The 17,040-nt window shown below is 64.6% G+C and carries 18 protein-coding genes; 8 read left to right on the top strand and 10 right to left on the bottom strand.

Going from position 1 to position 17,040, the window contains the following annotated elements; translation table 11 throughout:
- Positions 1–501 precede the first annotated feature (501 nt).
- Complete coding sequence (locus tag AC0L3S_RS15755) at positions 502–741, bottom strand: hypothetical protein (protein WP_473258753.1); 240 nt, start codon at positions 739–741, stop codon at positions 502–504.
- Between the two features lie 356 nt (positions 742–1,097).
- On the bottom strand, positions 1,098–2,171 hold the full coding sequence (locus AC0L3S_RS15750) for a hypothetical protein (protein WP_473258755.1): 1,074 nt from the start codon (positions 2,169–2,171) through the stop codon (positions 1,098–1,100).
- Between the two features lie 241 nt (positions 2,172–2,412).
- Between AC0L3S_RS15750 and AC0L3S_RS15745 the strand changes: the two genes are divergently transcribed.
- Positions 2,413–3,453 carry a patatin-like phospholipase family protein gene (locus AC0L3S_RS15745; protein ID WP_473258758.1) on the top strand — a complete coding sequence of 347 codons (1,041 nt, stop codon included), beginning with the start codon at positions 2,413–2,415 and terminating at the stop codon, positions 3,451–3,453.
- 17 nt (positions 3,454–3,470) lie between these two features.
- On the opposite strand, the gene AC0L3S_RS15740 is transcribed toward AC0L3S_RS15745, so the two are convergent.
- Positions 3,471–3,899 (bottom strand): CBS domain-containing protein, encoded by a 429-nt coding sequence (locus tag AC0L3S_RS15740; protein WP_007611784.1) that lies wholly within the window; start codon positions 3,897–3,899, stop codon positions 3,471–3,473.
- 189 nt (positions 3,900–4,088) lie between these two features.
- Positions 4,089–4,925 carry a rhomboid family intramembrane serine protease gene (locus AC0L3S_RS15735; RefSeq protein WP_473279687.1) on the bottom strand — a complete coding sequence of 279 codons (837 nt, stop codon included), beginning with the start codon at positions 4,923–4,925 and terminating at the stop codon, positions 4,089–4,091.
- Between the two features lie 465 nt (positions 4,926–5,390).
- On the opposite strand from AC0L3S_RS15735, the gene AC0L3S_RS15730 reads away from it, so the two are divergent.
- A complete protein-coding gene (locus AC0L3S_RS15730) occupies positions 5,391–5,945 on the top strand; it encodes a PAS domain-containing protein (protein WP_473279685.1) in 555 nt (184 codons plus the stop codon).
- Between the two features lie 13 nt (positions 5,946–5,958).
- On the opposite strand, the gene AC0L3S_RS15725 is transcribed toward AC0L3S_RS15730, so the two are convergent.
- Positions 5,959–6,348, bottom strand: coding sequence for a COG4315 family predicted lipoprotein (locus tag AC0L3S_RS15725; protein WP_473279683.1), 390 nt, complete (start codon positions 6,346–6,348; stop codon positions 5,959–5,961).
- A gap of 146 nt (positions 6,349–6,494) precedes the next feature.
- Between AC0L3S_RS15725 and AC0L3S_RS15720 the strand changes: the two genes are divergently transcribed.
- Positions 6,495–7,001, top strand: a complete 507-nt coding sequence (locus tag AC0L3S_RS15720) for a GNAT family N-acetyltransferase (RefSeq protein WP_473259426.1) — start codon at positions 6,495–6,497, stop codon at positions 6,999–7,001.
- Between the two features lie 127 nt (positions 7,002–7,128).
- On the top strand, positions 7,129–7,428 hold the full coding sequence (locus AC0L3S_RS15715; protein ID WP_473279681.1) for a hypothetical protein: 300 nt from the start codon (positions 7,129–7,131) through the stop codon (positions 7,426–7,428).
- Positions 7,429–7,504: 76 nt separating this feature from the next.
- Here the strand turns inward: AC0L3S_RS15715 and AC0L3S_RS15710 are convergent, their stop codons facing one another.
- The 5 genes from AC0L3S_RS15710 to AC0L3S_RS15690 form a co-directional block, all read right to left on the bottom strand.
- A complete protein-coding gene (locus AC0L3S_RS15710) occupies positions 7,505–9,463 on the bottom strand; it encodes a DEAD/DEAH box helicase (protein WP_473279701.1) in 1,959 nt (652 codons plus the stop codon).
- Positions 9,464–9,774: 311 nt separating this feature from the next.
- The gene (locus AC0L3S_RS15705; RefSeq protein WP_473279679.1) at positions 9,775–10,287 is read right to left on the bottom strand and encodes a hypothetical protein; all 513 of its coding nucleotides are present in this window, start codon (positions 10,285–10,287) and stop codon (positions 9,775–9,777) included.
- Positions 10,288–10,391: 104 nt separating this feature from the next.
- Positions 10,392–10,832 (bottom strand): VOC family protein, encoded by a 441-nt coding sequence (locus AC0L3S_RS15700; protein ID WP_473279677.1) that lies wholly within the window; start codon positions 10,830–10,832, stop codon positions 10,392–10,394.
- Positions 10,833–10,925: 93 nt separating this feature from the next.
- Complete coding sequence (locus AC0L3S_RS15695; protein WP_473258775.1) at positions 10,926–11,408, bottom strand: DUF5680 domain-containing protein; 483 nt, start codon at positions 11,406–11,408, stop codon at positions 10,926–10,928.
- 2 nt (positions 11,409–11,410) lie between these two features.
- The gene (locus AC0L3S_RS15690) at positions 11,411–12,562 is read right to left on the bottom strand and encodes a zinc-binding dehydrogenase (protein ID WP_473279675.1); all 1,152 of its coding nucleotides are present in this window, start codon (positions 12,560–12,562) and stop codon (positions 11,411–11,413) included.
- A 262-nt stretch (positions 12,563–12,824) separates the two neighbouring features.
- Between AC0L3S_RS15690 and AC0L3S_RS15685 the strand changes: the two genes are divergently transcribed.
- The 4 genes from AC0L3S_RS15685 (at position 12,825) to AC0L3S_RS15670 (ending at position 16,942) form a co-directional block, all read left to right on the top strand.
- Positions 12,825–14,066: an MFS transporter gene (locus AC0L3S_RS15685; RefSeq protein WP_473279673.1), complete on the top strand. Its 1,242-nt coding sequence runs from the start codon at positions 12,825–12,827 to the stop codon at positions 14,064–14,066.
- Between the two features lie 71 nt (positions 14,067–14,137).
- Positions 14,138–15,304: an MFS transporter gene (locus AC0L3S_RS15680; RefSeq protein ID WP_473279671.1), complete on the top strand. Its 1,167-nt coding sequence runs from the start codon at positions 14,138–14,140 to the stop codon at positions 15,302–15,304.
- Positions 15,305–15,372: 68 nt separating this feature from the next.
- Entirely contained in the window at positions 15,373–15,984 is a 612-nt protein-coding gene (locus AC0L3S_RS15675; protein WP_007602573.1) for a PilZ domain-containing protein, read from the top strand.
- Positions 15,985–16,315: 331 nt separating this feature from the next.
- Positions 16,316–16,942, top strand: coding sequence for a transglutaminase-like cysteine peptidase (locus AC0L3S_RS15670; protein WP_026232931.1), 627 nt, complete (start codon positions 16,316–16,318; stop codon positions 16,940–16,942).
- The last annotated feature ends 98 nt before the right edge of the window (positions 16,943–17,040 follow it).

Below are 17,040 nucleotides of genomic sequence, written 5' to 3'. Positions count from 1 at the left end.
CTTATGTCGTGATCTCCCCGGGGAGCGATGCACTATTGCCCCCGTCGCCTTGCGGATGGCTGATGCGTGTGCCCGGTCGGGCAACCCACATCACCGCAACGCTTGACGCACAGACCCCGGGCGTCAGGACCACACGATTTTGCCGTACGCCGATCACACCGGTCGTGCGCGCGAGGCCTTCACTCACGGTTGCCCGCCCTGCGAAGCCCATCGCGCCGATGTGACCAACGTCCACCGCCATCCGGCCCGCGTTCGTGACGATCGCGATACGCCCCTCTTCCTTGGGCCGGAGTGAGGCCTGGATATGCTATTTCCGAATTTCGGTAAAGTGGAATATTTTTAGTGGCGCGCGTTGACGGACAGTTTGGGTGTTTTGCCCGACGGGCAACACACGGCCTTGTAGCCCGGATGGAGCGCAGCGTAATCCGGGGTTGTCGAAGGCGGACGCAGCGGTCCCGGATTGCGCTGCGCTCCATCCGGGCTACGGACCTTCGGACGCGACTAGTCCTCGCTGGACGTCGCCAAGCGGCTGCGCAGATGGGCCTGCGACAACAGAAAGAACAATGCGCGCTCGCCATGATATTTGGCGGACGGCCGGGTGCGCTCGAAGCCATCGGCAAATTTCTTGCCGGATTGGTCGCACACCTGCCACCGCCAGCCGAACCGCTTACGCCTGGTGAGGATCACTTCGAACATGTCGACGAGCTTGGCCCCTGCTCCTTGCCGGTCTCGCAGACGCACGAGCCTGCTCCGGCCTCCTCCGTTGGAGTGATGCCCGACATATAGCGCAGCAGGATGGAAAGCGACTAAAATTGATTATCGGAAATAGGTATCTTGCACCGGCTGTGAGGAAGTCGCGGCGTCGCTGGAATAAGCCGGCAGTGCCGGTGTTGGTCGGTCCTGCTTGGTAGCGCTGCCAGAGCTGTTCAAATCGAAACACCAACCAAATCGCAACGCCAAACCGGGCAGCGGAGAGCATCTGCTTTCGCACGCGGGACTGGCGGTAATACGATATGGGAGATCCGTGCGCTGAATGAGAAGTATTCACCAGACACGAAGACCTGCGTCGGGCCGCATGCGGGATCACCGCTCACGCACTACCGCGCGACGACTTCTACTTCGCCGTCGACGCCGTTGACGACGTTGAAGCCGCGCTCGTAAACCTTGCCCTCGTTCTTGGCGATGGCGCGGTATTCGCCTTCGGAGAGCACGACGCGCGGAAAGGCGCCGATCGATTCCTTGATGACGTCGCCGCCCGGGGTCAGCACCGACCAGGCGGTGTTGGCGAGCGCCTCGCCGCCCCTGTCGCTGACAAGCTTGAGCGTGATGACGGCGGCGCGGTGGGTGATGGTGACGTCGGTGAGCTTGCTGGCCTGGACGCGGATGTCCGAGCGCACCACCGAATTGGCATCACCGTAATTCGAGATGATGTAATAGGTACCCTCCGGCAGCAGCACGACGTCACCGGCGGCGACGTTCGGCACCAGGGAGGCGCGCTCGCCGGATTCGAACTGGCTGCCCTTGTAGATCGCGAACGAGATCTGGTTCTGCGGAATGCGACTGGTGCCGACGCGGCCCTCGATGCGCAAGCCGCCGGCGGGCAGCACGAAGGATTCCCGGTCGGTTTCGGCCTTCAGGGCGACGGTGCGCACCGCGCTGACCAGACCAAAGGCGACGTGCACGACGTAATTGCCGGGCGGCAGCACGATGTTCGGCGTGGCATTGCGGTCTTCGCGGATCAGCTTGAAGGTGCCGTTCTCGTCGGGACGATCGGCAAACACGCGCCAGACCAGACCGCTGGTGATCGGCGGGGTGTCCTTGCCGTATTTCGCCGTCAGCGACAGCACGCCCTGTCCGGGCACGGCCGCGTTGAGCGGCGGAGCGGACGGCACGGTCGTGACCGCGGGCGGCGGCATGCTGGGCGTGGTCGGCTGCAACAGGGTCGGCGGCAGGCTCGGCGGTCCGGCACCCGGGCCGGAGGGCGGCGCCAGGCTGACGGCACCGCCGGGATCTGGCACCGACGCGGGCGGCACCGGCGGCGGACGATCGGAGAAAAGCTGCGCCTGCGCAGCATTTTGGCCAAGAGTATAGAGGCAGGCAGCAAGGACCAGCGCCGGCAGCAGCGATGCGCTGCGCCGCCATCCGATGATGCCGTCACCCCCGAGAGTCATGCCACCTGCTTTTCACCGAAAACGCGGCAAATTCAAGCCTCTGACTCCCCGAGAAATACGGCCCGACACGGTTTTGGAACCTGGTTGACGCCTGCGTGATTACCCGAGAGGCAGCTGCGCCTCGCCATACTCCTGCCCCGTGCGCTTCCCAAACCGGCATAAACCATGCTTCGGCCCGGTTCTGGCGGAGCGCGAGTACGGTGCCTAGTCTGATGGCGGGTCCCGGCGTAGGAGAGTTTCGGTGCTGGACATATTGAAGGGTCGGGGTTCGAACAGCGATAGGGTCGCCGAGAAAGTCGGCCTGGGCAGCATCCGCCGGCCGGTCATCGGCCTTGCGCTTGGCGGCGGCGCGGCGCGCGGCTTCGCTCATATCGGCATTATCCGGACCCTGCTCGCCAACGGAATCGTGCCCGACGTCGTGGTCGGCACCTCGATCGGCGCGGTGGTCGGCGGCCTCTATGCGGCCGGCCGGCTCGATACGCTGGAAGAATGGGGCCGCAGCCTGCAAGGGATGCGCAACATCCTCGGCTATCTCGACATCCGCCTCAACGGCTCCGGCCTGATCGGCGGCGAGAAGTTGGCGACCCGGCTCGAGGCTGCCTGCGGCCAGAGCCAGATCGAGGATCTCCCGATCAAGTTCGCCGCCGTCGCGACCGAGGTCCGTACCGGCCACGAGATCTGGCTGACGCGCGGGCGCGTGGTCGACGCGATGCGCGCCTCCTATGCGCTGCCGGGCATCTTCTCTCCGGTCCTGATCGGCGATCGCTGGCTGGTCGACGGCGCATTGGTGAACCCGGTGCCGGTCTCGGCCGCCCGTGCGCTCGGCGCGGAAATCGTCATCGCCGCAAATCTTTCCAGCGACATCTTCACCTATTCGACGACGGTGTATTCGCACGGCGCGATACCTGAACCGGTGATCCCCCCGACCGAAGAGCCGGCGTCAAAGCGGCGCTTCCCGAGATTCTTCTCGCCTGAGAAGACGGTGAAGCGCGAGTTCTTCGGCGGCGGCAGCGCCCGGCCCGGCCTCTCTTCGGTGATGGTCGACGCCTTCAACATCATGCAGGACCGCATCACCCGTGCCCGCCTCGCCGGCGATCCGCCCGATATGCTGATCACACCGCGGATCGGTCAATTCGGCTGGTTCGATTTCCACCGCTCCGAGGACCTCATCGCCCTGGGCACCCGCGCTGCCGAGCGCGCGCTGGAGTCCATCCAGGAGGCAATCCAGGAACTGGCGCCGGCGCCCGAGGGCGCCGCGCCCAAAGCCGACCAGCAGGCCTGATCAGGCGGTCTTACTGATCAGGCGGTCTTGATGTAGTCGCGCAGAGCTTCCTGCTCGGACTCGTATTCCTGCACCCGACGCTTGACGATGTCGCCGATCGAGATCAGGCCGACCACCTTGCCGTTGTCGACCACGGGCAGATGGCGGAACTTGCCGGTGGTCATCATCTCCATGAGCTCGGCGACCGTGTCGGTCTCTTTGCAGGTGACCACTTTGCGGGTCATGACCTGAGAGACCGGCTCCTCCAGCGCGCCGGCGCCGCGCTCGCCGATCACCCGCACGATGTCGCGCTCCGAGAGGATGCCTTCCAGCCGGCTCTGGTTCATCACCAGCACAGCGCCGATCTTCTTCTCGCCGAGCAGTTTGACCGCGACCGCCAGCTTCGCGTCCGGCTCGACGCTCATGATCTGGTGGCCCTTGGTGTTGAGAATCGAACGTACCGTCATTGTCGCCTCCCTGAATCGCAACCGTCCGCTGTTCGCGGTCCGGACTTGTTCTTCGAGTCTTCAACTAACAGTTTCAGCGCCGGTTTCACGCTCGGGCGCTTTGCGAAGCAAAGCCGCTAGCGGCCTGTCGCTTCGGAACATTCTTCTCGGGAATGATGGATGAATTCGGGCGGCGCCGCAAGCGCCGCTTCAAATGCGGTCTGAAATGTCCCGTGATGACGCATCCGCAGCATCGCTTCGCACGCGCGGCACGGGATCGAACAGCGTGAACAGCAACAGGCCGGCAAGGAAGCCGCCGATATGCGCCTGCCATGCGACGCTCGTGGTCTCGCTATCGACGCCGATCGCGCCGACGCCGAAGACGATGTTCACGCCGAACCACACCGCGAGGAAACCAAGCACTCGCCCGTCGCGCAGCGCGCGCGCCAGCGGCAGCGCCGGAACTCTTGCGGCGGTATCGGCATCCGATCGGCTGAACGACAGGAAGCTGCCGCGAACGAAGGCGAAGCGGATGGCCGCCGCCATCGCGCCGGACACCGAGGCCGAGGCGCCGATCATCGGCGCCACCGCGTGCTCATGGGTGACGAGATGGGCAAGCGCGCCGGCCGCCGCCGTCACCGCGAGGAACAGGAAGAACCTGATGGCGCCAAAGCGCCGCGCCAGCGCGCTGCCGAACGGCAACAGCCACAACACGTTGAAGCCGATATGGGTGAGATTGGCGTGCAACAGCGAATAGGTGACGAAGGTCCAGACCTTCGCGCCGGCCCCGCCGGGAATTTCCAGATTGAGCAGCGAGGAATCGTAGCGCTTCGGGATGAAGCCGAAGACGTCGATGGTCCAGTTCTCCAGCTCCGGCGGCAGCAGCACCCGCAGATGGATCGCCGCGAGCAGGAGGATATAGGCGGTCAGCGCGAACGGCAGCGTCAGGATCGGCTCGCGCGGAGGCTCCCCGACAACGGCCGGCACCTCCAACGAAGCATCTTGCAACGGAGGATCTTGCGGCGGAGAATTTGGCGGGGAATCCAAGGCGGCTTCGCTTTCAGGCGCGATCGGAGCGACAGTCTTGACGACAGGCCTTGGAGATAGTCGCCTTTGCCCGCCCTGCGCAAGTGCACAAAAGGAAAAGGCAGGGCCCTGGGAAAGCCCTGCCTATCCGTGTCGGACTTCCGGTACCCAGAGAGACGGGAATATCCCCACCCCTCCCCGCGGCCGGTGACCAAACTGTTTGACGCCTGTGTACAGGCCTCGCCGAGAACCTGGAGAAAAGCGGCGAAGCTTGCGACCGCGGCCACCATAGCAGCGGGGCGGCGCACGGAAAGCGCATAGTTAATTTAACGTTAACGACGCAAAGGCAGCGCCAAGGGCGCCGAAAACGCCGCGGCGGCATGGACGCTGCAAAGTCCCTCCTGCACAACAACACAGGGATCGTGGCTGCACTGAAGCGGGACAGGTTTGTCCCGCAAGCTTGCGCCCCGGGATAAGCGTTCAGCCATGAAACATCCGTCGAGCCGCGAGTTCTTCGCATATTGGAACGAGAAGCGCGGTACTGCGCGGGCGCCAGACCGGGCCGATATCGATCCGGCCGCCGTGCGCGGCCTGCTCGGTGATATCTTCGTGCTGTCCTGCGAGCCCCATCTCGGCTTCCCGTTCCGCGTCGCCGGCACGCGCGTCTGCGCGCTCGCGGGGTGCGACCTCAAGGACTCGAGCTTCGCGGCGCTGTTCGACGAAGGCAGCCGCCGCGAGATCGAGGAGATCACGACCATCGTCGCCGACGAGAGCCTCGGCGCAATCGCCGGCATCACCGCCGCGCGCGACGACGGGAGCAAGGCGCATCTCGAGCTGCTGCTGCTGCCGTTCAATGCCCGCCCGCATACACCTGTGAGCGTGACAGGCGTGCTCGCGCCGTTCGACGACGAATGCGGCGCGCTCGGCCCGTTCGCCCTCACCTCCTGGCGCTATCTGCACCAGCCGGAAAAACTGCTGCCGCGCGCGATCCGCAAACTGCAGATCGCACGCGGGCTGATGGTGTATGAGGGGCTGCGCTAGGAGTGCACCCCGCTCACGGCATCGCCAAATGCCAGGCGCCGTTCAGAAAGCCGTCGCCGGTGACGTCGCCGGGCTTGGTGTCCTTGGCAAAGGTGTAGAGCGGCTTACCCTTGTAGGCCCATTGCTTCGAGCCGTCGTCGCGCGTGATGATGGTGTAGCCGTCGGCGGCGGCATCGCTCGCTTCGGCCTTCAGCACCGGCCAGTTGGTCGCGCAGGCACCATTACAGGCCGACTTGCCATCCGCGTCCTTGTCGAAAGTATAGAGCGACATGCCCTTCGCGTCGGTGAGCACATTGCCCTTGTCGGTCTTGCCGGTCTTGGTCGGCGGTGCCGCGAAAGCAGCGGGAACCATCGCGAGCGATATTGCGAGCGTGAGCGCGAGGCGGATCGAGGATGTCGTCATGGTCTCTCCTGTCATGCAATGGGCTTGCATGGGTAGGACGCCGCGCGAGCCGTCGTATTCCTGAGATCGCGGCAAAGATATTTTTCGCTGCGCGCATCGTCGCATCGGAATAAACTGGGATGATTGAGACGGAACGACGGATCGACATGAGCAAGCCGCATTGGCGTCCCGCCCGCGCCTCCGATCTGCCGGCGATCAGCGTGATCGCAGCGCGGATCCATCCTGATCTGCCTGAGCGGCCTGAGGTCTTCGCGGAAAAGATGCGGCTCTATCCTGACGGCTGCCGCGTGCTTGTCGCGGACGACGGGATCGTCGGCTACGGTCTCGCGCATCCCTGGATGCAGCACCGGATTCCGCCGCTCGACGGCTTCCTCGAGCAATTGCCCGGCCATGCGGATTGCCTCTATTTGCACGACGTCGCGGTGCTGCCCGACTTTCGCGGCGGCGTTGCGCGCGACTATGTCGTCGTGGTCGAACAGCTCGCGCGCGCGTCAGGAATCGCGATGCTCGCATTGGTGTCGGTCTACGCCACGCGGCCGCTGTGGCAGCGTCTCGGCTTTCGGCCGGTCACGGCGGATGCGGAGCTGCGGGCAAAGCTCGCGTCCTACGGCGACAGCGCAACCTACATGCTGCGCGACCTCGCTGCGACGTAACGTCCCTGCCCCGCCGGCGCAGCTCACGCCGGCGTGAAGCTATTCCCTCGAACCGGGTTCGATCAGCTCTCGTCCAAGAACTGTGCGGACCGTTCTGGTCTCGCCGAATCGAGGCTGGAGAATTTCCATGAAACTCACATTGTCGAAACTTGCTTTGCTTGCCTTGGCTGCGACGGCCGCGTTCAGCGCAACCAGTGCCAACGCGGCTCAATTCCGGACCTATGGCTGCGATTCCGCTTTCTTCGAGGGCTGCGGCATCCTGATCGAGCAGCCAACGCCGAGCGGCAGAAGCCGCGTCAGCGTCACTCACGACACCTCGCCCACCTACATGAAGCAGACCGATCCCCGCTACATCTCGTCGATGCGCGATGCCGGCGGTGGTGGCGGCGGAGGTGGTGGTGGTGGCGGCGGCGGCGGTGGCCGCTGAGCCCATCCGGCTTTTCAGATGATGTCGCCGGTGCAATCCGGCGGCATCGTTGCTGTCGCTGCTGAACAGCGCCCGTTCAACCGCGATGCTTTTTCTTCTTCGGCTTCTTGCCCGACGCACCCTTTTCAGACCACGGCGTGACCGAAGCTTCGGAATGGCCCGGCTTGGTCTTATGTTTCTTTTTCTTCGCGAACGCCGGAGCGTCGTCGAATTTCGTCGGGCGCTCGCCGAAAGTCTTGCCGCGCGGCTTGAATTCGCTCTTGTCGCGCGGGCGATCGTCTCGACGTTCACGATGATCGCTGTCGCCGCTCTCGCGCCGCGGCGCGTGGGGCCGCTCTTCCGAAGCCGCTTGCCGCTGCGGCGCATCCGCCATCGGCTCGAGGCGGATATTGTCTTCCTTGTCCGGACGCTTGATCTTCACGGCGAAGGAGTCCGCGACCCGCTGGGAAATTTCGAATTCGGTCGTGGTGTCCATGATCTTGATCGCGCCGATATCGCCCTTGTCGATGCCGCCACGGCGGCAGATCATCGGCAACAGCCAGCGCGCTTCCGCGTTCTTTTTTCGTCCGATGTTGGCCCGGAACCAGACGCTGCCATCCGCCATGCCATGTTTCGACGACGATTTGCCCGCTTTGGGACGAGCCCTTTCGGGCCGATCGTCGCCACGCGAAGCGCGGACATCGTCGCGCGGTGCGCGCGTATCGTTGCGGCCGCGATCCTCGCGCGGCCGGCCAGCTCGCTCGCCGGGATCCATGATGTCTTCGGGCGATGGCAGCCGCGCGCGATAGAGCCGTGCGAGTGACGCGGCGATCTCCTCGGCCGACCGCTCGGCCAATAGCGCCTGCGCCAGCGCCCGATCGTCGGCGGTGGTCTCCTCCGTGAACAGCACGTCCTTCATGCGCTCATGATCGAGCTTGCGGATCTCATCCGGCTGCGGCGCCGTCCCCCAGACCGCGTCGATGCCCGAGACGTTCAGCAGCATTTCCGCACGCCGCCGCCGCACGGGCGGCACCAGCATGACGCTGGTCCCCTTGCGGCCCGCGCGTCCGGTGCGGCCGGAGCGATGCTGCATGACCTCGGCGTCGTTGGGCAGATCCGCATGAATGACGAGGTCGAGGCTCGGCAGATCGATGCCGCGGGCGGCGACGTCGGTTGCCACGCAGACGCGCGAGCGTCCGTCCCGCAGCGACTGCAACGCCGTGGTTCGCTCGTTCTGCGTCAATTCGCCTGACAGAGCGACCACGGAGAAGCCACGCTCCAGCAGCGCCGCCTGCAAATGCCGGACGCCATCGCGCGTGCTGCAGAACACCAGCGCGCTCGGTGCCTCGTAGAAGCGCAACACGTTGACGACGGCGTGCTCGGCATCGCCGGGCGCGATCCGGATCGCGCGATACTCGATATCGGCATGACCGCCTTCGTCGCCGGCGACTTCGATCCGGAACGCCCGCTGCTGATACTGCTTGGCCAGCGCGACGATGCCGCGCGGGAACGTCGCCGAGAACATCAGGGTGCGGCGCGTGTCCGGCGTGGTCTTGAGGATGAATTCCATGTCTTCGCGAAAGCCGAGATTGAGCATCTCGTCGGCCTCGTCGAGCACGACCACCTTTAATTCCGAGATATCGAGACGGCCGCGGCGCAAATGATCGCACAACCGGCCGGGCGTGCCGACGACGATATGAGCGCCGGCCGCAAGCTCGCGCTGCTCGCGCCTGGGGTCCATGCCGCCGACGCAGGAGACGACGCGCCCGCTCGCGTGCTCGTACAGCCACGCCAGCTCGCGATGGACCTGCAAGGCAAGCTCGCGGGTCGGCGCCACGATCAGGGCAAGCGGTGCACCCGCCCGCTCGAACCGCTCGGCGTCGCCAAGCAAATCCTTGGCCATAGCCAGCCCGTAGGCCAGGGTCTTGCCGGAGCCGGTCTGGGCCGAAACCAAGAGGTCGCGGTCAGCGGCCTCATCGGTCAGCACGGCGAGCTGAACGGGGGTCGGACGGTCGTAGTTGCGCTCGGCCAAAGCTCGGGCGAGCGGCGCACTCATGGTCGGAAAAGACACGGGATAAACCTTGGTTGGTCCAGGCGCGGAACGTCGAGCCGCGCGACCTGAAGCTGCGTAGGCGGCAAATGGTCCAGCCGCACGCGTGGTGATTTGATTTGGACGCTCTTTACGCCAAGTGCGGGCAAATCACCATGCCTATGACGCATGGCTTTGGTGATGCCGAGAATAAGCTTACCGGCCAGCTCGACCCACTATATCCAGCGTTTTCGAGCCGTTTCGCTGCATCTAGCGGGATTTTCCACCGAAGCCGCCGCCGCAGTGCGCAAACTCGCATAGAGAGCGACGCGCGGGCCCTAATCCCTGGAGGCCACCAGCCTGCCGAAGCCGCCAGCCAGCCTGGCTCTGGCCCGGGCAACAGTGTCTCTTGCCGCGCGGCCCAAGGCTCGGACCGCGCGCCAGGCTTCGGTGGCCTGCAGCCATGCCTTGACGTCTGTGAACTTGCCATAGGCCCAGGCGAAGGCCGGAATCCGCATCAGCTTGTCACGCGTGAGATGGAACAGGCGCTCGACCAGGACCAGCTTGAGCAGCTCGCCGATGATGAATGTCACGGCCCCGCTCACGACCTGACCGGTTGCGGCGAGATAGGCCGCCACGGGCTTGACCGGCTCCAGGATGATGACGGGCACGGAAAACAGGGCGAGCGAGCAATAAGGCGACAGCGATCTGATCCAGCCGCGCAATCGCTTCAACTGGAGATGCCGCCCGATCCAGCGCGAGATCGGCCTCGCCACGGCCATGAAGACCGCATCCACCAGGAAGTAGATGGCGGCCAGGATGTAAGTGACGGGTTTCAGGATCCGCTTCACGATGAACTCTCCCGTGAACTGAAAGCCGAAACCCGGGCCTGAGTTTCACCCCGGCGTGAAAAACTCGATGGAACTTTTCGTGCACGGCCGCCCGCTCCCGCGGTTCAGATCTCCGCATAGACTTCCAAAAGATTGCCGTCGGGGTCGCGAAAGAACAGCGTCCGATGCCCGAACGACTGGTTCGTTGGGGGTGACAGCAGCGCCACGCCGTGGCGTGCGAGTTCGTCGGCACACGCATCGACTTCGGCCGCGGACACCCCGAAGGCCAGTTGCAGCGCGGCACTGCCCGCCGGCGTCGGCGCGTCAGTCGCAGTTCGGCCCGGTGTAGCGAGAGCCAGCGTGTTGGGGCCCAAGCCGTACTCGATCCAGTTCGGCGACAGCTCCCGCAGCAGCGGAAACGCGAGGACGTCTTCATAGAAGCGGCGCATCGCCGCCATGTCGCGCACGAAGACGACGGTGTAGTCGATCGCGCGGATGGCACGGAAGGGCGAGCGCGTGCGTTGGCCTGGCTCGGTCGTTTGTTCGTTTGTCATCTCGTCCTTCATTCCAAACGCCGGCCCGTAGCCCGTATGGAGCGTAGCGGAATACGGGACTGGCGGCCCCGGATTACGCTGCGCTCCATCCGGGCTACGGATCATCTAGCGCAACATGCCACCACCATAGCGCAGCTCGTAAAGCAGCGCGCCATCCTGCTGCGCAATCGTCTCGATGCCGTGGAAGCGATCGAAGGAGCCTTCGACCTCGTTGCGGTAGATCATGCCGTCCTGCTCAAACAGATGCGGCCCCCGGTACGGCTCCTCCACGGATACGGCCAGTAGTGCCTTGCGCAGGAATTTGTAGATCGCAAGGAAGGTGTCTCGCCCCGTGATCTCCGCGCGGACGCCACCGCTGTAGCTCATCGACCAGATGACGCGCTCATCCCGGGACACGGTCTCCTGCCCGACGAAGAACCCCATCCCGAAATAGATATCGCGATAGGCATAAGGCGGCGCGCGATGCTCAAGCTGCTTGGAGCCTCTGAGCAGCGGAGCGGCCACGGTGGCGTCGTCGTCCAGCCCCGCATAGGTGCTGCGCTTGGATTCGACCAGAAACGCTGCGAGGTCGTGCGGGATCGATGCCATCGTTACTCCACCAATTCCGGCCACGGCACGATGGTTGATTTCACCGTCTTCATCGCCATCGCATCCCTGACCGCCTGTGCGACCCCCTCTTCCGTGAACGGATAGATCGTCTGCATCTTGAGCCAGGGATATTTGTCCGCCGTGCGATAGAGCATGTCGACGCCGAGCGGCAGATCGTTGGCGGTAAAACCCCAGGAGCCCAGCACGTTGATATCCTTGGTGCATATGCGGTGCCAGGAGGTCTCGATCGAGCCGGCGTCTGTGAACTGGCCCATCTCGACATAGGTGCCGCCGTCGCGCAGCATCTCGATGCCTTCGGGGCCGGCGGAGGGGTGGCCCGAGCAATCCATCACCAGATCGGCGCCGAAGCCGCCGACGATGTCGCGTACGCGTGCGATGCGGTCTCGTGGTGACTTCAGTTCGTCGATGTTCACCGTCGCCTCGGCGCCGAACTCGCGCGCGAGCTTGAGCCGCGGCTCCTCCGGCGCACCGACGCAGATCACGCGCCCTGCCCCCATCTCCTGCGCCGCGGCGACTGCGAGAATGCCGATCGGGCCCGAGCCCTGGATCACCACCGTGTTGCCCCAGGAAAAACCGCCGGCGCGGCTGGCGCGATTGAAGGCGCGGATGCAGGAGGTCAGCGGCTCCGACAGCGCACCCAGCCGCAGCGACATGTCGTCAGGCAATTTGTAGATCTTGGTGCCCGGCAGCATGTCGAGATCGACATAGACATATTCGGCCCAGCCGCCCCACATGTGAGGTGCCTTGTCGAAGCCGAGATAGCGGCCGTAGTAAACCGGCGTCAGGCACTTGTTGGCGCTCAGGGGATAATGGATGCAGTAATAGCAGCGGCCGCACGGCATCAGCGGCGGGATCATCACTTTTGATCCGACCTTGAGCGGCTTGCTCATGAAGTCCTCGGTGAATTCGTCGCCGCATTCGACGATGATGCCGCCGAGCTCGTGGCCGAGCGTGAACGGCCAGGGCAGCGGCTTCGGCCAATGTCCTTTCAGGATGTGCAGGTCCGTGCCGCAGACGCCGCACGCGCCGACCTTGATCAGCGCGGCCTTTTTGCCAACCTTCGGCCATGGCACGGTGCGAATGACGGGCTCACTGCCCGGCCCTGCGTGGGTGCAGACGCGGATCTGGTCCATGGCGTGTCCTCGCTGCCCGTCTGTTATTATGGCTGATTGGTGCGAGCTGACGAGCAGCGTATGTGAGATGCGCGGTCATGCCAAGCCGTGGGCGCGTAGCCCGTATGGAGCGTAGCGGAACACGGGGAGCCGCAGGCGAGAATCCCGGATTACGCGTCGCTCCATCCAGGCTACGGGACCGCTGTTCTCACACACCCAAGTGTCTTGAGCGCTCGACGGCGAACGTGTAGGCACGGCGCGAAAGTCCCACCCAGGTGCCCTCTTGAACCCCCTCCCTCAAAATCCTGTCGTCGCATCCGGATCGTTCGCTGCGATGAAGTCGGTGCCGTATCGACTCCAGTTCATCGCTTACGTGCTGGCGATGATGGCCGATAATATCGAGCATGTGATCAGCTATTGGGTGGTGTTCCAGAAATTCCATTCGCCCGCGTTGGCGGGGTTTGCCGTGCTGTCGCACTGGCTGCCGTTCCTGCTGTTCTCGGTCGCGGTTGGCGGGCTCGCGGACCGGGTCGATCCGCGCCGCATCATTCAATGCGGCATGTTGCTGTTCATCGTGGCCTCGGCTGGATGGGGTTTCTTCTTCATCACCGACACCATTGAGATGTGGCACGCCATGCTGCTGCTGGTGATCCATGGCTGCGCCGGCGTGTTGTGGCAGACGCCGAACCAGCTGCTGCTCTACGATCTCGTCGGCCCCGCCGACCTTCCGAGCGCGGTGCGGCTGAATGCGATGGCGCGCTATCTCGGCATTCTGGTCGGACCTGCCGTCGGCGGCATCATCATGCTCACGCTCGGCACCTCGCATGGCATCATCTTCAACACGCTGTTCTATCTGCCGATGCTGCTGTGGCTGTTCTGGGCGCCGGTGCGCGACAGCAGCGTGGCCGTGCGGCGCTTCGCGGTGCGCGGCCTTGCCGACATCATGCTGACGATCGGCGCCATCGGCACGCAGCCGGTGCTGACGGCGATGACATGGCTCGCCGGCCTCACCTCTTTCATGATCGGCAATGCCTATCACGCCCAGATGCCGGGCTTTGCCGGCGATCTCGGCCATGGCGATCCCGGAATCTCCTACAGCGTGCTGCTCGCGGCAGATGCTGCCGGCGCGCTGCTCGCCGGCATCGCGCTGGAATCCTGGGGGCGGCTCAAGGGTACGCCGCGCACCGCGATCATGCTTGCGATGCTGTGGAGCGTGGCGCTGCTCGGCTTCGCCTCGGTGCGGATCTATCCGGTCGCGATCGTGCTGCTGTTCTTTGCAGGCTTCTTCGAGCTGTCGTTCAACACCATGGCGCAGGCGCTGGTGCAGTTGAACGCGCCGTCCGACATTCGCGGCCGCGTCGTCGGCCTCTACAACATGGCGGGGCTCGGGATGCGGGCCTTCAGCGGCATCACGGTCGGACTGTTCGGCGCGGCGATCGGCATTCACTGGTCGCTCGGGCTCTCGGCCGCGGTGCTGCTGGCGCTGCTATGTTTTCTCTATGGGCGCGCGACGAGGAAGACGTAAGCTCAGAGCTTGCGGTTGACTCCGGCGTCTCCCCACCGCACGCTCGATACAGGGTTCGGGGAGATGAAGCGTTGCGCAATCGGTGGGGCATACTTGCGATCCTGTTCGTCGTTCGCCTCACCATCGCGTTCCAGTTCCAGAGCGTGGCCGCGGTCGCGCCGCTGCTGCAGCAGAGCTTCGGCGTCGGACTCGCCGATATCGGCATCCTGATCGGACTCTATTTCACACCGGGCATCGTGCTGGCGCTGCCGGGCGGCGCGATCGGCCGCGCCCTCGGCGACAAGCCTACCACGATCGTGGCGCTGCTGCTGATGACGGCGGGAAGTCTCGTCATGGCCACCACCGACGTCTGGGGCTGGCAGATGGCGGGCCGGCTCGCCTCCGGCGCCGGTGGCGTGCTGCTGACCGTACAGCTCACCAAGATGGGCACCGACTGGTTTGCGGGTAAGGAGATCGCCACCGCGATGGCGATCTTCGTCAACTCCTGGCCGGCGGGCGTTGCGATCTCGCTGCTCGTGCTGCCGGCGATCGGCACGGCCTATGGCGCGGGCGCCGTGTTCCTGGTGGCCGGCGCGCTGACCGCGATCGGCATTGTGCTGATCATTTTCTACCAATCGCCGCCGGGAGCAACCGCCAGCGCGGCCGGCTCCGGGCGGCTTGATCCGCTCGCTCTCCTGGCGGTGATCGTCGCGGGTGCGATTTGGGGCCTTTATAATATCGGCTTCGCCATGATTTTCTCGTTCGGCCCCTCATTGCTCGTCGAGCGCGGCTGGAGCATTGCGGCGGCGGGCTCGGCGATCAGCCTCGTGATGTGGCTGTCGGTGATCTCGGTGCCATCAGGCGGATATCTCGCCGATCGCACCAAGCGCCCCTTTGTCGTGGCGATCGCGGCGAGCCTCGTGGTGGCCGGTCTGCTCGCCTGGCTGACCCGGTCCGACGCTGTGATCGCGATCCTGGTCCTGGGCGGCTTGATCGGCGGCCTTCCCGCCGGCCCGATCATGAGCCTGGCCGCCCGCGTACTCGCGCCGGAGACACGGGCGATCGGAATGGGCGTGTTCTACACTCTCTTCTATGCCGCGATGATGCTGGGGCCGGCGGTGGCGGGCCGGCTCGCCAAATCGGCCGGCACTGCCGCGGTCGCGCTCGACCTCGGCGCACTGACAGTGCTGGCCTGCCCGCCCCTGATGTGGCTTTTCGAACGCATTGTGGCTGTTCGTCATCGCCGCGCCCGATCCTAACGCGGCATTAACCCTGTGCACCTTAGGGTCGTCCCGGACTCCGCCAGGCGGGGGGTCGGGTTGTGAAAATGGCGTTGGCGCACAAAAAATTTCTTCCGGCCGCCGAGGAACGTCGGCGTTTCCAGCGGGTGAAGGTTCACCTGCTCGGCCGCTACATGCTGCCGGACCGCCGTGAATTCCCTTGCCAGGTGATCAACATGTCGCCGGGCGGGCTGGCGCTGCTGGCCCCCGGCATCGGCAATGTCGGCGACCGCGTGGTCGCGTATCTCGACCATATCGGCCGCGTCGAGGGCAAGATCACCCGCATCATCGACAATGGCTTCGCCATGACGGTCGGCGCGACGCCGCGAAAGCGCGACAAGCTCGCGGCACAGCTGACCTGGCTCGCCAACCGCGACATTCTCAACCTGCCGGAAGACCGCCGTCACGATCGTATCGTGCCGCGCAACCCGATCGCGGTGCTGACGCTCGAGGACGGCACCAAGATGACCTGCCGCATCATCGACCTCTCGCTGTCGGGCGCAGCCATCGCCGCAGAGAACCGCCCCCCGCTGAAATCGACGGTTCTGCTCGGCCGGGTGCAGGGCCGCGTGGTCCGAAACCTCGAGGACGGCTTCGCACTCGAGTTCATGCATTCGCAGCCAATTGAAACTCTCGAAGAGAGCGTTACCGCGCGGTAAAGCGCCAAGGCACCAAAACCACTGCATTTCCAGCCCTGAAGGCGGCCTCCGCGATGCGGACGCCGCCTTTTTCATGGGTCGTGACGGGCCTCGCGCGGGTTAACGCGGGGGCTGCGGGTGCGTGCAAGCAACAGTTCCGCCAGCGTTTCCGCGTTAATCGATAAAATTTGAATCAATCGCAGTCATATTGAATTTTATTCAAGTTTGACTCAAGTATAGATCGAATTCGCCGCGTGTTTTACTTGCATTCGTCTCGACTTGACTTGGCTGACTTAGCGGCAACTCAAAAGCTCCCTGCGCAATGTGGTCCCAACAAGAAACGGGGGCCGCAATGTTTGATTTCAGGGGACAGGGGAAGGGATTGGCGCTCGCCGCCATGCTCTTCGGAATGAGCGCGGCAGCGCAGGCCGGCGAAGGCCGTCTGCTCTACGCAAGCCTCGGCGACACCACGCGTGCGCCGATCGGCTGGGTCGAGTTCTGTGCGGATAATGCCGCTCAGTGCCAGGGCGCACCGACGCAACCGCGTGACATCGTGATGTCGCAGGCTGCATGGCGCGACCTCGTCAAGGTCAATCGCTGGGTCAACGAGACCGTCAAGCCTTTGACCGACCAGGAGCACTGGGGCGTGATCGAAAAGTGGTCGCTGCCGTCCGACGGTTACGGCGACTGCGAAGACTACGTGCTGTTGAAGCGCAAGATGCTGATCGATGCCGGATGGCCGCGCGAGGCCCTGCTCATCACCGTCGTGCGCGACAAGAAGGGCGAAGGACACGCGGTGCTGACGGTGAAGACCGACAAGGGCGAGTTCGTTCTCGACAATCAGAACGAGAACGTCGTTGCCTGGACGGAGACCGGCTACCGCTTCGTCAAGCGCCAGTCGCAGAGCGATCCCAACGTCTGGGTCTCGCTCGGCGACACCAAGCCGGCGGTTTCCACCGCCAGCGCGAGAGATCAGTAGAGACCAACGAAAGAGATACGCGACCCGGTCACATCCCCACCCCTCCCCGTCCCAGACCGGTTCGCGCGCGGCCAGCCATCCCCCAATGGCTGGCCGCA

The organism is Bradyrhizobium sp. Ken01, from assembly GCF_055807355.1.
Note: the sequence above shows the minus strand (reverse complement) of the source record. Positions and strands in the feature narration are given on the sequence as shown.

Bases quoted from the DNA above. Each gene is read 5' to 3' on its own strand.
- AC0L3S_RS15710 (WP_473279701.1), bottom strand. From the start codon at position 9,463: ATGAGTGCGCCGCTCGCCCGAGCTTTGGCCGAGCGCAACTACGACCGT.
- AC0L3S_RS15750 (WP_473258755.1), bottom strand. From the start codon at position 2,171: ATGACTCTCGGGGGTGACGGCATCATCGGATGGCGGCGCAGCGCATCG.
- AC0L3S_RS15675 (WP_007602573.1), top strand. From the start codon at position 15,373: ATGGCGTTGGCGCACAAAAAATTTCTTCCGGCCGCCGAGGAACGTCGG.
- AC0L3S_RS15715 (WP_473279681.1), top strand. From the start codon at position 7,129: ATGAAACTCACATTGTCGAAACTTGCTTTGCTTGCCTTGGCTGCGACG.
- AC0L3S_RS15690 (WP_473279675.1), bottom strand. From the start codon at position 12,562: ATGGACCAGATCCGCGTCTGCACCCACGCAGGGCCGGGCAGTGAGCCC.
- AC0L3S_RS15730 (WP_473279685.1), top strand. From the start codon at position 5,391: ATGAAACATCCGTCGAGCCGCGAGTTCTTCGCATATTGGAACGAGAAG.
- AC0L3S_RS15725 (WP_473279683.1), bottom strand. From the start codon at position 6,348: ATGACGACATCCTCGATCCGCCTCGCGCTCACGCTCGCAATATCGCTC.
- AC0L3S_RS15700 (WP_473279677.1), bottom strand. From the start codon at position 10,832: ATGAAGGACGAGATGACAAACGAACAAACGACCGAGCCAGGCCAACGC.
- AC0L3S_RS15720 (WP_473259426.1), top strand. From the start codon at position 6,495: ATGAGCAAGCCGCATTGGCGTCCCGCCCGCGCCTCCGATCTGCCGGCG.
- AC0L3S_RS15695 (WP_473258775.1), bottom strand. From the start codon at position 11,408: ATGGCATCGATCCCGCACGACCTCGCAGCGTTTCTGGTCGAATCCAAG.
- AC0L3S_RS15740 (WP_007611784.1), bottom strand. From the start codon at position 3,899: ATGACGGTACGTTCGATTCTCAACACCAAGGGCCACCAGATCATGAGC.
- AC0L3S_RS15670 (WP_026232931.1), top strand. From the start codon at position 16,316: ATGTTTGATTTCAGGGGACAGGGGAAGGGATTGGCGCTCGCCGCCATG.